This window comes from Streptomyces sp. WY228 (genome assembly GCF_019287315.1).
Classification (GTDB): domain Bacteria; phylum Actinomycetota; class Actinomycetes; order Streptomycetales; family Streptomycetaceae; genus Streptomyces; species Streptomyces caviscabies.
Genome location: NZ_CP079114.1, coordinates 4,744,091 through 4,764,683, shown reverse-complemented (window position 1 = coordinate 4,764,683; position 20,593 = coordinate 4,744,091). Strand labels below are relative to the sequence as shown.

The 20,593-nt window shown below is 70.8% G+C and carries 23 protein-coding genes, 1 pseudogene and 1 riboswitch; of the genes and pseudogenes, 8 read left to right on the top strand and 16 right to left on the bottom strand.

Annotated features, from left to right (window positions below):
• Positions 1-156 precede the first annotated feature (156 nt).
• Together KV381_RS37110 and KV381_RS20765 are read right to left on the bottom strand one after the other, a co-directional pair.
• Positions 157-288: pseudogene (locus KV381_RS37110) on the bottom strand (transposase); the annotation flags it as partial.
• Between the two features lie 4 nt (positions 289-292).
• A complete protein-coding gene (locus KV381_RS20765; protein ID WP_218785977.1) occupies positions 293-739 on the bottom strand; it encodes a DUF1772 domain-containing protein in 447 nt (148 codons plus the stop codon).
• 91 nt (positions 740-830) lie between these two features.
• Between KV381_RS20765 and KV381_RS20760 the strand changes: the two genes are divergently transcribed.
• From KV381_RS20760 to KV381_RS36935, 4 genes are all read left to right on the top strand, one after another.
• Positions 831-1,421: a TetR/AcrR family transcriptional regulator gene (locus KV381_RS20760; RefSeq protein WP_086779532.1), complete on the top strand. Its 591-nt coding sequence runs from the start codon at positions 831-833 to the stop codon at positions 1,419-1,421.
• Between the two features lie 200 nt (positions 1,422-1,621).
• Positions 1,622-1,891, top strand: coding sequence for a hypothetical protein (locus KV381_RS20755; RefSeq protein ID WP_218785976.1), 270 nt, complete (start codon positions 1,622-1,624; stop codon positions 1,889-1,891).
• Positions 1,892-1,925: 34 nt separating this feature from the next.
• A complete protein-coding gene (locus tag KV381_RS36940; RefSeq protein WP_306438362.1) occupies positions 1,926-2,111 on the top strand; it encodes a hypothetical protein in 186 nt (61 codons plus the stop codon).
• A 30-nt stretch (positions 2,112-2,141) separates the two neighbouring features.
• The gene (locus KV381_RS36935; RefSeq protein ID WP_306438361.1) at positions 2,142-2,417 is read left to right on the top strand and encodes a DUF6879 family protein; all 276 of its coding nucleotides are present in this window, start codon (positions 2,142-2,144) and stop codon (positions 2,415-2,417) included.
• 171 nt (positions 2,418-2,588) lie between these two features.
• Here the strand turns inward: KV381_RS36935 and KV381_RS20745 are convergent, their stop codons facing one another.
• The 3 genes from KV381_RS20745 to KV381_RS20735 form a co-directional block, all read right to left on the bottom strand.
• Complete coding sequence (locus KV381_RS20745) at positions 2,589-3,812, bottom strand: mannosyltransferase family protein (protein ID WP_218785975.1); 1,224 nt, start codon at positions 3,810-3,812, stop codon at positions 2,589-2,591.
• Positions 3,813-3,959: 147 nt separating this feature from the next.
• Positions 3,960-4,433: a hypothetical protein gene (locus tag KV381_RS20740; protein WP_218785974.1), complete on the bottom strand. Its 474-nt coding sequence runs from the start codon at positions 4,431-4,433 to the stop codon at positions 3,960-3,962.
• On the bottom strand, positions 4,426-4,926 hold the full coding sequence (locus tag KV381_RS20735; protein WP_193464257.1) for a SigE family RNA polymerase sigma factor: 501 nt from the start codon (positions 4,924-4,926) through the stop codon (positions 4,426-4,428). Before KV381_RS20735 ends, KV381_RS20740 begins: the two co-directional genes overlap by 8 nt.
• A gap of 457 nt (positions 4,927-5,383) precedes the next feature.
• On the opposite strand from KV381_RS20735, the gene KV381_RS20730 reads away from it, so the two are divergent.
• Positions 5,384-6,202: a hypothetical protein gene (locus tag KV381_RS20730; RefSeq protein ID WP_218785973.1), complete on the top strand. Its 819-nt coding sequence runs from the start codon at positions 5,384-5,386 to the stop codon at positions 6,200-6,202.
• A gap of 56 nt (positions 6,203-6,258) precedes the next feature.
• Positions 6,259-6,846 (top strand): Uma2 family endonuclease, encoded by a 588-nt coding sequence (locus KV381_RS20725; protein WP_218785972.1) that lies wholly within the window; start codon positions 6,259-6,261, stop codon positions 6,844-6,846.
• A 25-nt stretch (positions 6,847-6,871) separates the two neighbouring features.
• Here the strand turns inward: KV381_RS20725 and KV381_RS36610 are convergent, their stop codons facing one another.
• The 11 genes from KV381_RS36610 to thrC all read right to left on the bottom strand — a co-directional run bounded on the left by KV381_RS36610 (position 6,872) and on the right by thrC (position 17,869).
• Positions 6,872-7,261 (bottom strand): hypothetical protein, encoded by a 390-nt coding sequence (locus KV381_RS36610; protein ID WP_256995121.1) that lies wholly within the window; start codon positions 7,259-7,261, stop codon positions 6,872-6,874.
• Positions 7,261-9,408, bottom strand: a complete 2,148-nt coding sequence (locus KV381_RS20715; protein ID WP_256995120.1) for an ABC transporter ATP-binding protein — start codon at positions 9,406-9,408, stop codon at positions 7,261-7,263. Before KV381_RS20715 ends, KV381_RS36610 begins: the two co-directional genes overlap by 1 nt.
• Positions 9,338-9,847, bottom strand: a complete 510-nt coding sequence (locus KV381_RS20710; RefSeq protein ID WP_218785971.1) for a lasso peptide biosynthesis B2 protein — start codon at positions 9,845-9,847, stop codon at positions 9,338-9,340. Before KV381_RS20710 ends, KV381_RS20715 begins: the two co-directional genes overlap by 71 nt.
• Positions 9,844-10,095 (bottom strand): lasso peptide biosynthesis PqqD family chaperone, encoded by a 252-nt coding sequence (locus KV381_RS20705; protein ID WP_030087127.1) that lies wholly within the window; start codon positions 10,093-10,095, stop codon positions 9,844-9,846. Before KV381_RS20705 ends, KV381_RS20710 begins: the two co-directional genes overlap by 4 nt.
• Positions 10,092-12,182, bottom strand: a complete 2,091-nt coding sequence (locus tag KV381_RS20700; RefSeq protein ID WP_218785970.1) for an asparagine synthase-related protein — start codon at positions 12,180-12,182, stop codon at positions 10,092-10,094. The genes KV381_RS20705 and KV381_RS20700 overlap by 4 nt, the downstream gene beginning before the upstream one ends.
• Before the next feature lie 50 nt (positions 12,183-12,232).
• Positions 12,233-12,355 (bottom strand): keywimysin-related RiPP, encoded by a 123-nt coding sequence (locus KV381_RS20695; RefSeq protein ID WP_018511015.1) that lies wholly within the window; start codon positions 12,353-12,355, stop codon positions 12,233-12,235.
• 555 nt (positions 12,356-12,910) lie between these two features.
• Positions 12,911-13,390 carry a hypothetical protein gene (locus tag KV381_RS20690; protein WP_256995119.1) on the bottom strand — a complete coding sequence of 160 codons (480 nt, stop codon included), beginning with the start codon at positions 13,388-13,390 and terminating at the stop codon, positions 12,911-12,913.
• Positions 13,391-13,616: 226 nt separating this feature from the next.
• Positions 13,617-15,239, bottom strand: coding sequence for a chaperonin GroEL (gene groL, locus KV381_RS20685; protein WP_003967345.1), 1,623 nt, complete (start codon positions 15,237-15,239; stop codon positions 13,617-13,619).
• A gap of 368 nt (positions 15,240-15,607) precedes the next feature.
• On the bottom strand, positions 15,608-15,814 hold the full coding sequence (locus tag KV381_RS20680) for a cold-shock protein (protein WP_003967346.1): 207 nt from the start codon (positions 15,812-15,814) through the stop codon (positions 15,608-15,610).
• Positions 15,815-16,259: 445 nt separating this feature from the next.
• Entirely contained in the window at positions 16,260-16,538 is a 279-nt protein-coding gene (locus KV381_RS20675) for a MoaD/ThiS family protein (protein ID WP_003967347.1), read from the bottom strand.
• Between the two features lie 35 nt (positions 16,539-16,573).
• On the bottom strand, positions 16,574-17,869 hold the full coding sequence (gene thrC / locus KV381_RS20670; protein WP_030633055.1) for a threonine synthase: 1,296 nt from the start codon (positions 17,867-17,869) through the stop codon (positions 16,574-16,576).
• Between the two features lie 18 nt (positions 17,870-17,887).
• Positions 17,888-18,015, bottom strand: a riboswitch (SAM riboswitch).
• A gap of 153 nt (positions 18,016-18,168) precedes the next feature.
• On the opposite strand from thrC, the gene KV381_RS20665 reads away from it, so the two are divergent.
• The gene (locus KV381_RS20665; protein WP_030633058.1) at positions 18,169-19,119 is read left to right on the top strand and encodes a glucosyl-3-phosphoglycerate synthase; all 951 of its coding nucleotides are present in this window, start codon (positions 18,169-18,171) and stop codon (positions 19,117-19,119) included.
• Between the two features lie 64 nt (positions 19,120-19,183).
• Positions 19,184-20,575, top strand: coding sequence for a trehalose-6-phosphate synthase (locus tag KV381_RS20660; protein WP_218785969.1), 1,392 nt, complete (start codon positions 19,184-19,186; stop codon positions 20,573-20,575).
• Positions 20,576-20,593 lie beyond the last annotated feature (18 nt).

Sequence of the window (20,593 nt, the reverse complement as noted above, 5' to 3'; positions counted from 1 at the left end):
CAGCTTCGCGCTGCGGCCAGTCCACCCCTGTGGGAGGCAGAGCCGGGCGTCTTGACGCCCCTCTCGTCGCTCTTCACGATATCGGCCCGTCACTCCCGATCACAGAGTGCCGGGAGCAGTGGGCCGGCATGCGCGAACGGTTCACTGCTCGTCGACGACCACGGACGGGCCGAAGGACACCGAAGGCAGCTGCTGCCAGGCGCAACCCGACAGGGCCACGAAGACGATCGCGGCCAACACCTCCCGGTCGCCGTGCGTGCGGGGACAGTCCCGCTTGTCCCCGCCCCCTGGCTCATACCAGCGCCGCGACCAGCAGCGTGAAGGCGGCGATCAGGACAGCGACCCGGATGTAGTGGTACCGGTCCCAGCGGTTCATCTGCTCCTTCCAGTCCGCGGGCCGGTTCTCCGGGGTCCACGTCTTGCCCAGGTTGTTGATCGGGACGAGCAGCAGGATCGACATGACCACGCTCACAAGCAGCAGCCCACCCGCGGTGACGACCAGGCCGATGCCCTCCTGCCCCCATCCGGCTATGGCCCAGATCGCGCTCAGGACCATCGAGCCGATGTACCAGAACGGCATCACCGCCCCCAGCATCCGGCCCCCGTGGCTTCGGCCGAGCTGAGTGCTGTCGTCGGGCAGCGCGTAGAGGATCCGGTTGATGACGAAGGCGACGGAGAACTCCACCCCCACCAGCAGTCCGACGATCACGGTGGTGACGATCTCCAGTGCGTTGAGCATGATGACCCCTCCTGAAATCTAGCGGCGCTAGGTGATGAGGCAACGCTAGACCTACTGCCGCTCGATTGTCTAGCGGTGCTAGGATCGAAGCATGTCGGTACAGGAACGCAAGGAGCGCGAACGAGCGAGCCGCGAGCGGCTCATCGTGGCGACGGCCCGCGAACTCGCCGAGCAGCAGGGCTGGGACGCGGTCACCACCCGCCGGCTCGCCGAGCGCATCGAATACAGCCAGCCCGTCCTCTACAGCCACTTCCGGGGCAAGCGCGAGATCATCGGCGCCGTCGCCCTCGAAGGCGCCGCCGAGATGGCCGGGGCGCTGCGGGCCGCGACCTCGGCCACGGCCACGGCCACGGCCGAGCCTCGCGCCCGGGTCGTCGCCCTCGCCCGCGCCTACCTCGATTTCGCCGCAGACAACCCGGCGGTCTACGACGCCATGTTCCAGCTCGACGGCGGCCTGGCGTTCGCGCAGGAGGACACCCCCGAGCCACTGAAGGACGCCTTCGCCGCCCTCCTGGAAACCCTCGGCGAGGTGGCCGGGGACGACGTTCACCCAGCACTGTTCACCGAACTGTTCTGGGCGTCCCTGCACGGGCTGGCCACCCTCACCCGAGCGGGACGGCTGCCGCCGGAGGACAGCGAGCTGAGGGTGGAACTACTGGTGGACCGGCTCGCCGTGGTCTGACACGCGCCGGCCCCGGGGTGCGCGCACGCGAGGCTCCACGCGGGGCCGGGCAGAGCCGCAGGGTGAACACGCGCCCCTCGGTAGAACACCAGCCCCCATTCGCACCTCCATTCACCAGTCCAAATCCCTTACTTGACACCGGTCTTGACCAGGTAGTCACTGGTAAGTTGGCCTGTTCACCCGGAGGAGGGGGCGGCAGCATGGGCAGACCCTGGGAAGCTGATCCTGAAACCGGCTTCAAGAGACGTCTCGGAAAGTCGGCACTGGAGCTGGGCGCCACCAGCACCGGACCCGAATGCCCGGATATCTGGGAGCTGGAGAACGGCGACATCGCCGTGATCGGACGCGACCTCACCGACTCCCTCGGGACACGTCTGCCCGATGGTGTCTCCATCAGTCGCGATGAGCGCCTCGTAGTCATCCCCCGAAGGATGCCCATCGCGGCGAAGGCGGACATCCCTCATGAATGAGTACGTCTGAATGAGTGCGTCAACGAGTGCATCAATGAACGCGTCAATGTTCGCGTGCTTCCGCAGCGGTGCCGGTGAAGTCCTCCAGAGGCCCGACTATCTCGCCGACTTCAGCCGGGTCCACGCGAGCGACATCCACCTCCTCGCCAAGCTTGAGCGGGGCCAGACCTTCAAGGAGCCGGGCACTCCCAGCTGGGAAGCCTTCGCTTCCGGGGACTGAAACCCCGTAACTCCGTACCTCCAGTGGGAGATGAACGTCCTCCGGCCCAGGTCGGAACTGGGCGAAGAGATCCGTGTACTGGACGCCGGAACAATCCCCGACCTGGAACGGGACGAGCATGTGCCCGAGGTCGTCATCCTCGGCAGTTCCGTGATGTACGCCGTCATCCACGACGACGATCTGAAGGGCGCAGGGGCCCGGCGGTTCACCGACCCCGACCAGGTCCGGACAACGACCCAGGAGTTCGAGGCCCTGTCCGGGGTGAGGAGTTCTCGGAGTTCTTCGCGCGGGAGATCGTGCCGCTGAATCCGCCTGTCTTTCACCAACGGCCGACGATGCGAACGTCGACCGCAGCGGCAGGAACAGCGTCAGGATGCGAAAAATCGGGCCGCACTCGCCCTGCCGGTGGACAGTAGGGGTGGGTATTGAGCACCGCCTCACCCACCGACGTACGTGTACACGTACACACACATGCCCTCACCCCGCCCACCTCCCCGTCAGGAACGTCAGCGCGACGATCGTCGTCACCGGCGCGGCCACGCACAGGTACGCCGTCGTGAACCACGGCCGCCGCAGGCTCACCGCCGCCAGGCCGATCCACAGCGGCCACCACAGCAGCGTCGCGCGCGGAACGGACGTGTACCAGTACGAGGTGCCCAGCGCCCACAGGCTGAGCGCCACGTACACCGCCTCGGGCCAGCGACGGCGGCGCAGCAGGATCGCCACCAGCGCCAGGCCCACCAGCATCGCCGCCAACTCGGCCTGGAACATGGCCGCGTAGCCCGTCGACTGCGTACCCTCGAACGCCCCGTGCCACGTGTTCGTCCACGCCTCCCACGGGGTGTGGAACGTGCGGTACCAGCCCCGCTCCTGCGCGTGCTTCCACGCCATCCAGTCGCCGGTGTGCGCGTGCAGATACCAGCTGTACGCGGCCGGGGGCAGCGCCGGAAGCAGCGTCCAGCCCGCCGTCCGCCAGTGCCTACCCGTCCGGGCGGACAGCACGAACAGCAGCCCGATCGCGGCGGCGAGGAACAGGCCGCTGACGCGCACCGTCGTCGCCGCCGTCGTCAGTACGGCGGCGAGCGCCCACCGGTGCCGCATCGCCGCAAGCCACGCGGGCAGGGCGAACGCGAGGAACAGCGCCTCCGTGTAACCGGCGGCCAGGAACACCGCGCACGGCGAGAGCAGGAAGAGGACAGCCGTACGGCGGCCCGCCACGTCCTCCGGCAGATACGCCCGCGCGATACGGGCCAGGGCCAGCACCGCCACCGCACCCGCGATGAACGAGATCAGCAGCCCGGCCGCCGTCCAGTCCGGGACGACCGTGTGCACGGCGCGCAGGAGGAAGGGGTAGCCCGGGAAGAACGCCTCCCGGTTGTCCCAGCCGCTCGTCCACGGGCCCGTTCCGGCCGGGAAGTAGCCGTCGCGCGCTATGTGGAGGTAGTGGTTCGCGTCCCACTGCTGGAAGGGCGCGAGGACGGGTGCCGCCTCCCGTGTTCCGGGGTGGGACGGGAACAGCCAGCGGGCGAGGTGGGCCGTGATCCACAGGGATATGCGGGTCAGGAGGTACAGCCACAGGACGCTGCGGTCGGCGGGCGTCAGGCGCGCGGCCGCACGGCGGATCCGGCCCGCCGCCCGGGGCTCGGGCGGCGGGGCCTCGGCCCGGGGCTCAGGACGTACGAGTGTGGACAGGGCGGTCATGCGGGCACCTTTCGGGCATGCCTCACGGACGTGCCGAGGTGAAGGCGTGCGGGATCGCCCGGTGAAGCCGCCGGGGCACGGAAGGGGTGGGGTGGGGGCTGGGGTGGGGTGGGGTACGGGCTATGGACTACGGCTACGGCTACGGGGTCAGGGCGTCGACGTGGCTCCGTCGGTCGCCGTCGACGTCGTCGACGTCGTCGACGTCGTCGACGTCGTCGACTCGGATGTCGGCGGCGGCTTCGTCCCGGTCGGACTCGTGCCCGTGGGCGCACCCGTGCCCGTACCCGTGGGCAGACCGCCCGGCAGCGTGGTGCTCGGCGAGGGCGGCGGCGACGACTGCTCGGTCGACAGGCCCTCCGACGGTACGGGCGAGGGGTAGCTCGGTGACGGACTCGTCGCCGGGACGACCGGTTCCGGCCGTACCGGCAGCAGGCCCACCGCGACCGCCCCGCCCCCGCCGACGACCAGGCAGACGCCCACCGCGACCACGGCCATCCGGCGGCGCTGCGCGCGCATGCCGCGTTCGGTGATGCTCGACGCCGGGTCCACCACCGAGCGGACCTGCCCGAAGTCACCGGCCTCCCGGAACAGAGACCGCAATGGATCCCGTGGTTCAGACATCAGGAGCCTCCTCGATGCGGGGGTCGTGCAGACGGTGCGCGAGCGCGGCCCGTCCACGGACCAGATGCGTCTTGATCGTGCTGGTGGAAAGCCCGGTCTCCCCGGCGATCTGCTCGACCGTGAGGTCGCACAGGTAGTGCAGGGTCAGCGTCCGCCGCTGCTGGGCGGGCAGTTCCCGGAGCGCGTCGACCAGCACCACATGGCCCGGGTCCGGCGGCTCCACGTGCTCGGGCGCACCGCTCCCCCGGCCCCAGGCGTCCGCCGAACGCCGCCGGAAGCGCCAACGGCTCACCGCCAGCCGCCAGGCGACCGTACGGATCCACGCCTCCGGCTGCCCGTCCCGCTCCAGCCGGCCGCGCCGGACCCACGCCTTGACGAAGGCCTCCTGCACGACGTCCTGCGCCTCCTGGAGGTCGCCGGTCATCACGTACAGCTGGCCCGTGAGACGCGCGACCGCCCGGGCGTAGAACTCTTCGAACTCCTCGACGGTCAAAAGTTGCTCCCGGATCTTTCGCTTCACCGGGTATACGCCCGGCGCGCGCCATCCGGTCGACACCACCGGCCATATTTCCGAGGTGACGGTCGTCACAGGACCCGAACGGCCCAGGCCCTCCCCTCACCCCCGCCGCTCACCACGCATCTCCCGAAGCTCAAGCGGCGAGATCCGAGCGCTCTTAACAGTGATGGGGTGGATGGGTCAGTAGTCCCACCCGCCCACCCTGGCTGCGAAGTTGACAGTTTGTGATCGAGTTGCGACGCACGGTCGCCAGGCTCTAGCGTGCGGGAAGACCACGACCAGGCAAAAGACGACCCCCACCGGTGCTCCAACACCGACAGGGGTCTAGCCACCGAAGATCGAGAAAGCGAAGAAAGCGATCCCCATGGCTGACAGCCAGTTTAGTGATGCACCCCGCGCTCCGCGCGAGACCCCGCCCACACCCCCGCACCCCATGGCCAACCCCGGCTACGGCAAGCGCTCCGCGCCCGGCGAACGTCCGCGCACCGACCGCGACTTCGCCCACCTCCTCCCCCGTGACGCCTCCGTCGCCGCCTACATCGACCGGCTGCCCGACGGCTCCGACATCTCCGTGAAGACGCTGGCCAAGCACCTCCCGTACGGCCAGTGCGCCCTGCGCACCACCCTCAACCGGCTCCAGGACGCCGGGCACTTACGGCGCGGCAGCGAGTGCGTGATCACCGACGAGGTCATGCTCTGGGTGACCCGGACCTTCTTCTCCCGCACCGCACGCGAGGACGCCTGGTGGAACGCCTACACCCGGGGCGACGCTCCGCCGGACGAACCGCAACGGCCCACCCGCTCGCGGGCGTTCATCCTGCTGGCGGCCCTGGGGCGGACCGCCCCCGCCCTGACGCTGTCCGCCGCCGACTGCGTACGCCTGGAGCCGCAGGTCGGTGAGTGGATCGCGCGGGGCGCGACCGAGGCGGAGCTGCTGCACGCCCTCACCAGCGGGCTGCCGTCCCCCGTCCACTGCGCCGCCCGCCTCGTCGAACGGCGGCTGCGCGACAAGCTGCCGCCCGAGCCGGTCCTGCCGGGACCCCGGACCGTCCTGCGCACCCTCGAATGCGGCAAGTGCGGAGTGCCCGGCTCGCCCGAAGCGCTCCTCGGCGGCCTCTGCCGGCCGTGCCGGGGGCCGTCCCCCGAGCCGCCGGTGGGGCCGCCGGGAACCGTGCAGCCGCCCGGCGTACGGGACCGGATGAACGCGGTCCGGGCCGGGCTCGTTCCTCGATCCGAAAGGACATACCGATGACCGTGCGGCTCGCCCGGAGATCCGACGGGGCACGATGGAGGGGAGGAGGCGACGCCATGACCCCCAGCTCCGCCGATCACGCACCGCACGCCCAGATGTCCGTCGAGGAGTTCGAGCAGCTTGCCCGGACGGCCCCCGAGACCGTGACGCTTGAGCTCATCAACGGAAAGCTGGAGGTCAAGCCCGTGCCGGACGGGGACCACGACGAGATCATCATGTGGGTCGCGATGCAGTGCATGCAGCAGCAGCCGGAACTGCGGCTGTACCGCGAACGCGGACTGCGGATCGGCGGATACCGCAACGGCCGCGCCCGCCCGGACGGCACCCTGGCCCGCGCGGGGCGCTTCGCGGGTGACGGCGAGTGGTCGAACCCGGACCGCGTCCTCATGACCGTCGAAGTCACGTCGCACGACCACGACACGGACCATCGTGATCGCACGGAGAAGCGTGACGGGTACGCCGCGGCAGGCATCCCGGTCTACCTCCTGATCGACCGCGACCACGATGCCCTCGTCGTGTACAGCGAGCCGGAGAACGGCCGGTACCGGCAGCGGACGACGTACGAGTACGGCAAGGCCGCCGCCCTCCCCCACCCCGTCGACATCACCCTGGACACCGAGGAGCTCAAGGACTACGCCCGCTGACCCGCCGCCCTCGGTTCTGACGCGGTCAGAAGCCGCCCGTGAAGGCGAAGAGGAACGAGAGCGGGTGGAGCACGCCCACGGCTCCCAGGACGAGGCCCGCGAGGCACTGGGGCCGGTTGTACCCGCCGATCAGGCCCAGCACACCGAAGGTGATCGCCAGACTCCCGGCCAGGAGGGCGAACAGGCCGAGGAAGAACGCGGCGATCAGCGCGATGACGCCGAAGCCGAGCGAGACGGGCCCGTAAAGCGTTGCGGGCGTCGCGGGTGTTGCGGGTGTTGCGGGTGTCGCAGGCGTCGCGGGTGTCGCAGGCGTCGCTGGGGTTTCGGGGCTTTCGATGGTGCCGGTTCCGGTTCCCTTGTCCCCCATCATGGCATTCGCCGCCGAACCGTCATCGCGCCGCCTCCGCCCCGCCATCACGCCACCTCCGCCGCCAGCTGCGTCGTCGCCAGCTCGCGGTACAGGTCGTCCCCGGCGATCAGCTCCTCGTGCGTGCCCGCCGTGCGGACCCGGCCCTCCTCCAGAACCACGATGCGGTCGGCGTGGCGGACCGTGGACAGACGGTGTGCGATGACCAACACCGTTGCCTGCTCGGCCATTTCGAGGATGACGTCGCGCAGCGCCTGCTCGTTGACCGCGTCCAGTTGCGAGGTCACCTCGTCGAGGAGCAGCAGCCGGGGGCGGCGCAGCAGGGCGCGGGCGATGGCGATCCGCTGGCGTTCGCCGCCGGAGAGCGTGACGCCCCGGTGGCCGACCGCCGTGTCCAGGCCGTCCGGCAGCCGGTCGACCAGGGCGTCCAGGCGGGTACGGGCCACCGCCGCCGTCAGCTCCTTCTCCTCCGCCTCCGGGGCGGCAAAGAGGAGGTTCTCGCGGAGCGTCCCGGCCAGGACCGGGGCGTCCTGTTCCACGTACGCGAGCGAGGCGCGCAGTTCGGCCAGCGGCCAGTCGCGGATGTCCCGGCCGCCCACGGTGATCGTGCCGCCGTCGTGGTCGTAGAAGCGTTCCAGCAGGCTGAACACCGTCGACTTGCCCGCCCCGGACGGGCCCACCAGCGCGACGAGTCCACCGGCCGGAACGTCGAACGTCACCCCCTTGTGGGCGGGGGCGCGCTCGTCCCCGTACCCGAAGGTCACGTCCTGGAAGGCGACCCCGAGCGGTCCGCCCTCCGGCTCCATGGCCCCGGATCCGGTGGAGGTCTCGCCCGGCAGCGACTCCACCTCGTCGATCCGGCGCACCGCCGCGAGGCCGCTCTGCAGCCCCGTCCAGCCCTCGACCAGACCGCCGATCGGGCCCATCAGGTAGAAGAGGTAGAGCAGGAACGCGATCAGCGAGGAGATCTCCAGCGAGCCCGACGCGACCCGCGCTCCGCCGACGCCCAGCACGGCCAGGAAGGCGAGTTGGATCGACATCATCATCGTGACGTCCGAGACCGAGGACCATTTCGCCACCGAGACGCCCCGGTCGTGCGCGTGCCGGGCCGCCTCCGCCACGGCTGCCGTCTCCCGCTCCTCGGCACCGCTCGCCTTGACCGTACGGAACGCCTGGAGCACCCGGTCCAGGGCCGCGCCCATCGCCCCGACGGACTCCTGCGCCCGGAGCTGCGCACGCTGAATACGCGGCATGAGCAAGGCCGTTACGGCTCCGATGCCGACGATGACGACCAGCGTCACGCCCAGCAGCGTCACGTCCATGTACGCCATGAACGCGACCGTTCCCAGCAGCATCAGCACACTGTTGAACGACTCGACCAGACCGCTGGAGAGGACCGTCCGGAGGAGAGTGGTGTCGCTGGTCACCCGGGACTGCAGGTCGCCGGGGGTGAGGCGGTCCACCGCCGGTACCTTCAACCGCATGATGCGGCCCACGAGTTGGTCTCGGGCACGGAGCACCACGCCCTCTCCCGTACGGGCCATGAGGTAGCGCCCGTACGCGGAGATGCAGGCTCCGGCGAGTACGAGCGCGGTCAGCGCGACGAGCGGGGCCACGGGCGAGCGGTCGGCGGCGAACGCGTCGACGGCGTACTTCGCCATCAGGGGCATCGCCAGGCCGGCCGCGGAGCCGGTGAGCGAGAGCAGGCCCGCGCGGATCAGTACGCCCCGGTGCGGGCGGACGCGGGCAAGGAGGAGGCGGAGGGGGGACGGGCCGGACTTGCCCTGGGCGGGGTTCCCGGTGGTATCCGCGGGGGACCCACCGGCCGGCGCCTCGGGGGCCGCCGCCTCCCCGGTGGGCCGCTCGGGCCCTACCGCCTCCCCGGTGGGCCGCTCGGGCCCTGCCGCCTCCCCAGTGGGCCGCTCGGGCTCTGCCGCCTCCCCAGTGGGCCGCTCGGGCTCTGCCGCCTCCCCAGTGGGCCGCTCGGGCTCTGCCGCCTCCTCGGTGGGCTGCTCGGGCTCTGCCGCCTCCTCGGTGGGCTGCCCGGGCCCCACCGGCACACCGGCGGTCTGCCCGGGCCCCACCGGCTCACCGGCGGGCCCCGCCGCCGGTGTCCCCGCGTCCTCAGGCCCGCTGCCGGCCGCCTCCGCCCCGGCTCTCGCTTCCGCCCCCGCCGTCCCCGACACCGCGCTCATCCCGTACCCCTCCGCCTGCCGTGACCGCCGCCGCCGTCACCACCATCAAGGGACGCAGATCCGCCGGTTCCGCCTGTTCCCCGACCGTACGGCCCTCCGCCTGCAGCCAAGCATGCGGGGCGAACGGTGGGGCGGACCGCACCCCGGCGCACCAGTCGGGCCAGACGCCGGACATCCGGCAGGCCAGGGCGACGGCCACCGAGCGGGGCAGGCAGCCGTAACGGCTCGCGCAGCGGCGGCTGGTGGCGACGACCGCCTCCAGCACCTCCATCGTCTCCGCGTACGAGGCCGGGCGCGCGTCCCGGGCGCATCTGGCCAATACCCGGCGCAGCCGTCCGGGCTTCAGGCGGGCCAGGACGAACGCGGCGACGATGGCCGTGCGCAGCCGCACCCCGCCCGCTCCCGCGCCCCGGCGCGGCATCGTCATCTCGGTGGTCATGGGCGCAGGATCTTCGCGTCGACGAGCTGCCGGGTCAGTTCCGCGACATCCGACTCCGCCTCGGCGCGCTCGACGTCGAACGCGGCGAGGATCCGCTCCACGGCGATGTCGGGGGTGTGTCCGGCGGCGAGGGTGTCGACGACGATGATGCTGGTGTCGTTCAACTGCCAGTAGCTGCCGTCCTTTTCGTCGAGGAGGACGCCGCCGTACTCGGTGGTCGTGACGGCGATGCCTTTTCTGAGCTTCACAGGGTTGCCTCGCTGGTCGTGGAGGTGCGGTGGGGTGGCAGTGACGGCGACTGTGCCGGTGTCGGCGTCGGCGTCGGCGTCGGCGTCGGCGTCGGCGTCGGCGTCGGCCAGGCGTTCTCGGCGGTGCGGAGCCAGGTCTCGCCGGCCACGGTGGAGCTGACGGAGTGCTCGACCAGGACCGGAGAGAAGGGTTCGGCGGCGAGCCGGAGCAGGTGGCGGGAGTCGACCAGGCCGTGCTCGGCGAGCCGGGAGCCGGTCCACAAGTCGGCCAGTTCCGACGCGTGTTGACGCAGCCCCTGGTGTTCGTCGGAGGACATGTGGTCCTTCGTCGTGCGGGCCAGCAGCGCGTCCGGGACCACCCCGCGCATCGCCTCGACGAGCAGCGGTTTGTAGCGCCACGGGCTGATGCGCTCCGCCAGGCGTACGGCGAGGGTCGCCTCCAGGACCCGGTCGTCGTAGAAGGGCGCGGCGACCGGCAGCCCGATCGTCATGCCGATGTCCTCCATCGCCTGGAAGTGCCGGGCCCCCATCCGTACGGCGTCGATGTCGACGTGCCGGCCGCGCCACGGGTCGATCGGCTCGGCGCGCTCGGCGGCGGCCCGGAACTCCTCGGCGATCAGGGCGTTGGCGTGCTCCGTGAACCAGGGGCGCAGCGACTGCCGTACGCCCCAGGAGAGCAGCGGCGTACGGGTGACCGGCTGGGGTTCGGCGGTGATCGCGCCGGCGAGCCAGCGGGGGAACGTGGAGCGGTTCAGCAGGGCCTTCAGCGTCGGCAGGAACGGCCAGCCGAGCTGGTGGCGCAGGCCGCTGAGGTGGTTCCAGGCAGTGAGCGGGTTGCCGTGGAAGAGGTCCTGGTAGGCGTGGGGCAGGCCGAGGAAGAGTTCGTCTCCGCCGTAGCCGGTGAGGTGGTAGCGCGAGCCGGTGGCGTGGGCGCGGCTCAGGAGCAGGTGCGCGCGGGCCCGGCCGGGGGCCACGGGGAGCGGCTCGTCGTTCAACTCGGCTGCGGTGGCGGCGAGCTCGGCGTAGAAGTAGGGGGCGTCGTCGGCGGGGATGATGTGGTGCTCCAGGCCGGTGACGTCGCCACCCTTCCGCCCCGCATCGCGCGTACGCGCCGCGTTACTGTCTCGGTTCCCGCCAGCACCTCGCGCCGCCCCGCCACTCCGCGTCGCCTCGCCGCCTCGCGCCGCCTCGCCCCCTCGCGCCCCAACACCTCCTTCTCGTGCCGCCTCCACCGCTCTGCGCGCCCACGTCTCGTCCTCGCTGTAGCGGTCGCGCGCGGCGACGGTGAGCAGGGCGAGTTCGGCGGGGCCGGTCGCGCGGGCGGCGAAGGTGAGGGCCGTGGAGTCCATGCCGCCGGACAGCTCGCAGCTGATCCGGTCCAGGCCGCCGACATGGGCCCGTACGGAGGCGGCGATGGCGTCGCCGAGCGCCTGCGCCCCGTCGGCCAGCGGGAGTTCGGCGGGTGGCGGCTCCCACCAGCGGTGCTCCGTGGGGCCGGGGACGGCGGCCGTGCCCGGTGCTGCGGCGGGCAGGGCCAGGCCGTACCCGGCGCCGGTCTCGTGCACGCCGCGCCACACGACGCGGCGGCTCAGGGGGTGCGGCAGGAAGTCGAGCATGCGCAGGGCCAGTGCGCCGTCGTCCAGGGGTGCGCCGATCAGGCGGGCGAGGACGGCGGGGCGGTCGGAGGCGATGGTTCCGGCCTCCGGGTGCCGGGCGTGGTAGATCCGGCGCAGCCCGGAGGCGGTGCCCCGGATCCAGGTCTGCCCGGAGAGCCGGGCGATCACATGGTGGAGGCCGGGCAGACGGGCGAGGCGGCGTTCCAGGCCCGCCCGGTCGCGGGCGCCTTCCAGGAGACCGGAGAGCACGGCGTCGGAGACCCGGTCCGGGCCGATGAGCACGAGGGCGTCGTCGCCCCGGCGGAGGTGGCTCACCCGGCGGACCAGCGGGCGGGCGAGGACCCAGGGCCGCCCGGATGCGTGGGCGACCACCGTCCCCCCGCCCGCCCCCGGAGGAAGTCGCCCGGCCACCGCCGCTCCCGCCACGCTGTCCGGCAGGACGACGAAGTAGTCACGCAGTTGGCCGGGCATGTTCACCTTCCGGAAGTTCTCGTACGACGCGCGGGAAACCGGGGGCCGGATCAGATGATGCGGCGGACCCAGTACTCCTTGTACGAGCCGTAGAAGTAACCGGCGGTCTTCTTCGAAAAGTCGCCCTGCTTGAACAGCGACGGCTTCACGTAAGCCTTCTTCTGCTGCTTCATGACACCTTCCCTTCTGTGCGGTTGACGACCGTTATGCCCAACTGGCAGCTGCATAACTGAAGTTATTCGTGCGGCTGGTGTTCACCACGTGAACACCAGAGCCATCATGTCCCGCTGCCGATCCGGTACGCATGATTCCGACTTACCGTGCGAAGTTGGCTGGATAGCGCGAGGACCGGGGCCGGCACGCAGGGCCGCTCCCGGCCTCTCCACGGCACCGCGGGGCACCGCGGGGCACCGACCGGTCGGCATGTGCAGTCGCACAGCACCGGAGCGCGGCGAGGTAGTGGACTGGACCAATGGCTGTACGCGTCGGCCGGACCGGGCAGTGAGCTGCCAAGAGAGCCGGCGGCGTGCGGCGGAACGCGGGAACCATGGCGGGCGAGGGCCCGGCAGCCCGCGCACCGGCCGTACCTCACGGGTCGCCGGCGCGCCACCGACATCGCCGAAAACGGAGGAACGCGCGGTGCAGCACGGCACCGGGCACGACAAGTACGCATTCGGCCACAGGCCCGGAGTGTGCCCGTTGGACCCGCCGGACCCGCCGGACCCGACCTACCGTCCGCGCAGCCGGTAGCCGCCCCAGGCCGCCGCTCCCGCGCCCAGCAGCAGCGGGATCATGCCGTAGCCGACGACCATCGAGGAGTGGGCGTACCACCGTCCGCCGTCGAACACCTGGGTCGCGGTGATGGTCTCGGGGTCCGTACGGCCGTCGTGGTCGGCGAAGAGGATCCTGGTGCGCCCGGTCTCCGCCGGCCGCGGCACGCCGTCCACATGGGCGCGCAGCGCCTCCCGGGCCACCCGTTCGCGCTCCGCCTCGTTGGCGCGCTGCTGGACCGGGCTCTCGCCGAAGCAGTGCCAGACGGTCTGCCCCTTCTTCGTCCGCGTGTCGTCGCAGTCGATCCGGCCGAAGGTCTCGACCCGCATGCCGAGGGCGCCGGAGAGCCCCGCCCCGGTCACCACGACGAACAGCCCCAGCACGAACAGCGCGGCCCCGCCCAGCACTAACGAGGCCCCCTTCCAATCCTTGGCCATCCCGTCCCGTCCCCGTCCCCGTCCCCGTCCCGTCCCCCGTTGTCGCGACGACCGGTCCACCGGCCCCCCGGCCGCATTGTTCCAGTGCGGCCGGGAACGCCACAGGGGCGGCACCTCCGTGAAGGAGATACCGCCCCTGTGGGACGTACTGCGGACGTACTGCGCACGTACGGGGACGTACGCGGAACTTCGGATCAGGCGGGGAGGCCGGAGCCTCCGTGGCTGATCAGAAGTCCATGTCACCGCCCGGCATGCCGCCCGGAGCGGCCGCGCCGGCCTTCTCGGGCTTGTCGGCGATGACGGCCTCGGTGGTGAGGAAGAGCGCGGCGATGGACGCGGCGTTCTGCAGGGCGGAGCGCGTGACCTTCGCCGGGTCGAGAATGCCCTCGGCGATCATGTCGACGTACTCGCCGGTCGCGGCGTTGAGGCCGTGACCGATCGGCAGGTTGCGGACCTTCTCCACGACGACGCCACCCTCGAGACCACCGTTGACGGCGATCTGCTTGAGCGGGGCCTCCAGCGCGAGCTTCACGGCGTTGGCGCCGGTCGCCTCGTCGCCCGTGAGGTCGAGCTTCTCGAAGACGGCCGAGGCCTGGAGCAGAGCCACGCCACCACCGGCGACGATGCCCTCCTCGACGGCGGCCTTGGCGTTGCGCACCGCGTCCTCGATGCGGTGCTTGCGCTCCTTGAGCTCCACCTCGGTGGCGGCGCCGGCCTTGATGACGGCCACGCCGCCGGCCAGCTTCGCGAGGCGCTCCTGGAGCTTCTCGCGGTCGTAGTCCGAGTCGGAGTTCTCGATCTCGGCACGGATCTGGTTGACGCGACCCTGAACCTGGTCACTGTCACCGGCGCCGTCGACGATCGTCGTCTCGTCCTTGGTGATGACGACCTTGCGGGCGCGGCCGAGCAGGTCCAGGCCGGCGTTCTCCAGCTTGAGACCGACCTCCTCGGAGATCACGGTGCCACCGGTGAGGATGGCGATGTCCGCGAGCATGGCCTTGCGGCGGTCGCCGAAGCCCGGGGCCTTGACGGCGACGGACTTGAACGTGCCCTTGATCTTGTTGACGACCAGGGTGGAGAGCGCCTCGCCCTCGACGTCCTCGGCGATGATCAGCAGCGGCTTGCCCGACTGCATGACCTTCTCCAGCAGCGGGATCAGGTCCTTGACGCTGCCGATCTTCGAGTTGACGATCAGGATGTACGGGTCGTCGAGCGACGCCTCCATACGCTCCATGTCGGTGGCGAAGTACGCCGAGATGTAGCCCTTGTCGAAGCGCATACCCTCGGTGAGCTCCAGCTCCAGACCGAAGGTCTGGGACTCCTCGACGGTGATGACGCCTTCCTTGCCGACCTTGTCCATCGCCTCGGCGATCTTGGCGCCGATCTCGGTGTCGGCGGCGGAGATGGAGGCGGTCGAAGCGATCTGCTCCTTGGTCTCCACGTCCTTGGCCTGCTCCAGCAGAGCGGCGGAGACGGCCTCGACGGCCTTCTCGATGCCGCGCTTGAGGGCCATCGGGTTGGCGCCTGCGGCGACGTTGCGCAGACCCTCGCGGACGAGAGCCTGAGCCAGAACGGTGGCGGTGGTCGTACCGTCGCCGGCGACGTCGTCCGTCTTCTTGGCGACCTCCTTGACCAGCTCCGCACCGATCTTCTCGTACGGGTCCTCGAGCTCGATCTCCTTGGCGATGGAAACACCATCGTTGGTGATCGTGGGCGCGCCCCACTTCTTCTCGAGGACGACGTTACGGCCCTTGGGGCCGAGGGTGACCTTGACGGCGTCGGCGAGCTGGTTCATCCCGCGCTCGAGACCGCGCCGTGCCTCCTCGTCGAACGCGATGATCTTGGCCATGTGAAGTGGTCCTCCCGGACAGGGGTGGATTTCTCCGGACCGAGAGGCGCCCGCGACGGACGGCCAGCGTGCGTGGTGGTTCCTTGCCCCACCGCGCCTGCGGGCCTCACCGGCCCGGTCCAAGTTCTGTCACTCTCACCTGGAGAGTGCTAACGCCAATGATTAGCACTCGACCCCTGCGAGTGCAAGCGTCCCTCGTCGGATGTGGACAGCGGCGGCGTCGGATGCGGACGTCGGCGCGCCCCCGCGACCGGTCACCGGACCGGATCGCCGGACCGGGCCACCGGACGCGCGTAGGGCCCGATCCCCCTGATCCGGGGTTCGGGCCCTACGGGCGTGAGTGGTGTCGTCGGACGACCGCGCCGAGCTCAGCCGACGGCGAGCTTGACCATGTCGGCCTGGGGCCCCTTCTGGCCCTGCGAGATCTCGAATTCAACTCGCTGACCCTCTTCGAGGGTGCGGTACCCGTCCATCTGGATCGCGCTGTAGTGGACGAAAACATCCGCACCACCGTCGACCGCGATGAAGCCGTACCCCTTCTCCGCGTTGAACCACTTGACGGTGCCCTGAGCCATGCCTAACTCCCCTATTACTGGCCCTTGCACGGGACCGCACTTCGCGGACCCGGGTCGGAACTCACCCTCCGACAGGAGAGGGTGTGCGGCGCCGCAGCGCGTCGACCGCGGCCGAATGTATCCGCCCAACTGCCCTCTGCAACAGGTCAATCGGACGAGAAATCTGGGCGCGGAAGAACACGCGAATATGCGGGTTTGCTGAGATTTACGGGCAAGTCGGGCCAGGCAAAGGGCACTTATGCCGCAAGAGGTTCACGCACTTTGGCTGCTTCTTATCGGGGCCGGGCGCATTCTCATATGCGGGCGGCACGGGCAGCGGATGGGGCTTCCCCAACTGTACCGTGCTCAACCATGCAGAATTGCCCCCTCCGCTTCTCTCGCGGAGGGGGCAATCGTGGTCACTCAGAGGTGCGGTGGGGGCCGCCGTGGAGCGGCCCGGGGCGGTTCAGCAACCGCCGGCGACCGCGGGGATGATCGAGACGCCGGCGCCGTCCGGCGTGGCCGCGTCCAGGCCGCCCTCGAAGCGCACGTCGTCGTCGTTGACGTACACGTTCACGAAGCGGCGCAGCTTGCCCTGGTCGTCCAGGACGCGGGCGGCGATGCCCGGGTGGTCCTTCTCCAGGGACTCGATGACCTCGGAGAGCTTCGCGCCCTCCGCCGGGACCTCGGCCTGGCCGCCCGTGTACGTACGGAGGATGGTGGGGATGCGGACCTTGACGCTCATGGTGGTGCCCTTCTTCCTTCGGTACGGGGTGGTCGTCAGGCGGTGCCGAGGCCCGCGGCGCGGAAGGCGTCCAGGCTCGGCTTGATGGTGGCCGTGGCCTGCGAGGTGGCGGAGACCGCGTCGAGCGTCTTCAGGCCGTCGCCGGTGTTGACGACGACGGTGGTGAGCGTCGGGTCGATGACGCCGGCCTCGATGAGCTTCTTCGTCACGCCGAGCGTCACCCCGCCCGCCGTCTCGCCGAAGATGCCCTCGGTGCGGGCCAGCAGCTTGATCGCATCGACGACCTGCTCGTCGGTGACGTCCTCCACCGCACCGCCGGTGCGGCGGGCGATGTCCAGGACGTACGGGCCGTCGGCCGGGTTGCCGATGGCCAGCGACTTGGCGATGGTGTTCGGCTTCTGGGGCCGTACGACGTCGTGACCGGCCTTGAAGGCGGCGGAGACCGGGGAGCAGCCCTCGGCCTGGGCGCCGAAGATCTTGTACGGCCGGTCCTCGACGAGTCCGAGCTTGATCAGCTCCTGGAGCCCCTTGTCGATCTTCGTGAGCTGGGAACCGGACGCGATCGGGATGACGATCTGGTCGGGCAGCCGCCAGCCGAGCTGCTCGCAGATCTCGTACGCCAGCGTCTTGGAGCCCTCGCCGTAGTACGGGCGGAGGTTGACGTTGACGAAGCCCCAGCCCTCGCCGAGCGGGTCGCCGATGAGCTCCGAGCAGAAGCGGTTGACGTCGTCGTAGTTGCCCTCGATGCCGACCAGTTCACCGCCGTACACCGCGGCCATGACGACCTTGCCCTGCTCCAGGTCGTGCGGGATGAACACGCAGGAGCGCAGTCCGGCGCGGGCGGCGGCGGCGCCGACGGCTCCGGCCAGGTTGCCCGTGGAGGAGCAGGAGAGGGTGGTGAAACCGAAGGCGCGGGCGGCCTCGACGGCGATCGCGACGACGCGGTCCTTGAAGGAGTGCGTCGGGTTGCCGGAGTCGTCCTTGACGTACAGGCCACCGGTGACGCCCAGCTCACGGGCGAGGTTGTCGGCCTTGACCAGCTTGGTGAAGCCGGGGTTGATGTTGGGCTTCTCCGCGACATCGGAGGGCACCGGCAGCAGCGGTGCGTAGCGCCAGATGTTGTCCGGACCGGCCTCGATGCGCTTCCGCAGCTCCTCCGGGGAGCCGGTGGGCAGGTCGTAGGCCACTTCCAGCGGTCCGAAACAGGACGCACAGGCGAAAAGGGGGCCGAGCTCGAAACGCTCGCCGCACTCGCGGCAGGAAAGCGCCGCGGCGGGACCGAGGTCCACGGGGGCGGTGGTGGCATTACCTGCAACGGTCTGAACAGCCATGATGGCGGAGGCCCTTTCTCCTCATCTTCCTTGCGACGCATTTCGCCACAAGACGGAATTGGCACCTTCCCCACCGTGACCTCGCGGTCGGCAGGAGGGTTGCCGGGACTTCAACGGGCCGTTCCCTCAGTCCCTCTGGATGAGCTCTATGGCGCTGGATCTTCGATCCAGGCGTTTATGTGCGGTCCGACCCCGACATGCGACGGCCATACGCGTTGTTCAAGACTGTAACCGAAGCATCGGACCGTTGAGATAGTCGTCCGAACCGCGAGATGGATCACACACAGGGAGTGCCGACCGTGCTCGAAGAGGTGGAACGCTGGCTGACCAGGCGTTCCTGGTCGTCCGGCGACCGCCCGCTGAACCGGCTCACCGACGCCCGGGACGCCGATCCGCGCCGTACGTCGGTGAGCGTGGTCCTGCCCGCGCTGAACGAGGAGGCCACGGTCGGCGCGATCGTGGCGACGATCCGCCGGGAGCTGATGGAGAAGGTCCGGCTGGTCGACGAGCTCGTGGTGATCGACTCCGGCTCCACCGACGCCACCGCCGCCGTGGCCCGGGCGGCGGGCGCGCGGGTGGTCCACCGGGACGCGATCCTGCCCCGGATCCCGGCCCTGCCCGGCAAGGGCGAGGTGCTGTGGCGGTCGCTCCTGGTGACCAGCGGCGAGATCGTCTGCTTCGTGGACGCCGACCTCAAGGACTTCTCGGCGGACTTCGTCTCGGGCACGATCGGCCCGCTGCTCACCGACCCCACGGTCCAGTTCGTCAAGGCGATGTACGACCGTCCGCTCGGCGACAGGGCAGGTCAGGGCGGCCGGGTCACCGAACTGGTGGCACGGCCGCTGCTCAATCTGCACTGGCCGCAGCTGGCCGGATTCGTACAGCCGCTGGGCGGCGAGTACGCGGTGCGGCGGTCCCTGCTGGAGCGGCTGCCGTTCCCGGTCGGTTACGGAGTGGAGCTGGGCCTGCTGGTGGACGCCCTGCACACGGTGGGCCTGGACGCGCTGGGCCAGGTCGACGTCGGCGTACGCATCCACCGCCACCAGGACGGGCAGGCGCTGGGCCGGATGGCGGCGGCGATCTACCGCACGGCGCAGCTGCGGCTCTCCCGTGGCCATCTGGTGCGGCCCGCGCTGACCCAGTTCGAACGCGGCGAGGACGGCTTCGTGCCGCGCACCCATGCGGTGGACACGGAGGAGCGGCCGCCGATGCGGGAGATCGCGGAGTACGCGGAGCGCCACGCGGCGTGAGCGGGCGGGGCGCGTGCCCCTCCGAGGCGTTTGGCGGCTTCCCGAACGGGCTAGGTTCCGCTACATGGTCTCCGAGCACACGTCTTCCTCGAACGCCCAGGTCCTCGTCGCGTCCAACCGCGGCCCGGTCACGTACACGCTCGGCGAGGACGGGACGCTGGACTCCAAGCGCGGCGGCGGCGGTCTCGTCTCCGGGCTGAGCGCCGTCGACGACAAGCTGTGGGTCTGCGCGGCCCTCGGCGACGGGGACCGCGAGGCGGTGCGCCGCGGGGTCGGCGAGGAGGGCGTGCGGATGCTCGACATCGACGCCGAGGTGCACGCCGACGCGTACAACGGCATCGCGAACTCGGTGCTGTGGTTCGTCCACCACCTGCTGTACCAGACCCCCGTCGAGCCGGTCTTCGACACGGAGTTCCGGCGGCAGTGGGCGGCGTACGAGACGTACAACCGGGCCTTCGCGGAGGCGCTGGCGGAGGAGGCGGGGCCGGGGGCGGCGGTCCTGGTCCAGGACTACCACCTGGCCCTGGTCCCCGGCATGCTCCGCGAACTGCGCCCGGACCTGCGGATCGGCCACTTCTCGCACACCCCGTGGGCCCCGGTGGACTACTTCCGGCTGCTGCCCGACGACATCGCCGAGCAGCTGCTGCGCGGCATCCTCGGCGCGGACCGGGCCGCGTTCCTGACCCGTCGCTGGGCGGACGCGTTCATCGGCTGCTGTACGGAGATCCTCGGCGGCACGGGCCGGACCAGGGTCGGGGTGCACGGCCTCGGGGCCGACGCGGACTTCCTGCGCCGGCGCTCGCACGAGGCGGACGTGGACGAGCGGATGGCGGCGCTGCGCGAGCAGGTGGGCGAGGGCAGGAAGACGATCGTCCGGGTGGACCGCACCGAGCTGTCCAAGAACATCGTGCGCGGCCTGCACGCCTACCGCACGCTGCTGGACACCCGCCCCGAGTGGCGCGAGCGCGTCGTCCACATCGCCTTCGCCTACCCCTCCCGGCAGGACCTCGCCGTCTACCGGGACTACACGGCGGCGGTGCAGACCCTGGCCACGGAGATCAACGCGGCGTACGGCACGGAGAGCTGGACCCCGGTGGTCCTCCACGTCAAGGACGACTTCGCCCGCTCGCTGGCCGCGTACCGCCTGGCGGACGTGGCGCTGGTCAACCCGATCCGCGACGGCATGAACCTGGTCGCCAAGGAGGTCCCCGTCGTCTCCGACCACGGCTGCGCGCTGGTGCTGTCGCGGGAGGCGGGGGCGTACGAGGAGCTGGGCGAGGACGCGATCGTGGTGAACCCGTACGACGTGACGGGCACGGCGGAGGCCCTGCACGAGGCGCTGACGATGAGCGGGGACGAGCGGTCGGGCCGCACGAAGCGGCTCGCGGAGGCGGCGACCGCGCTCCCGCCGCAGCAGTGGTTCCTGGACCAGCTGGAGGCGCTGCGGGAGGGGTGAGCCGAGGTCCTGGCCCGG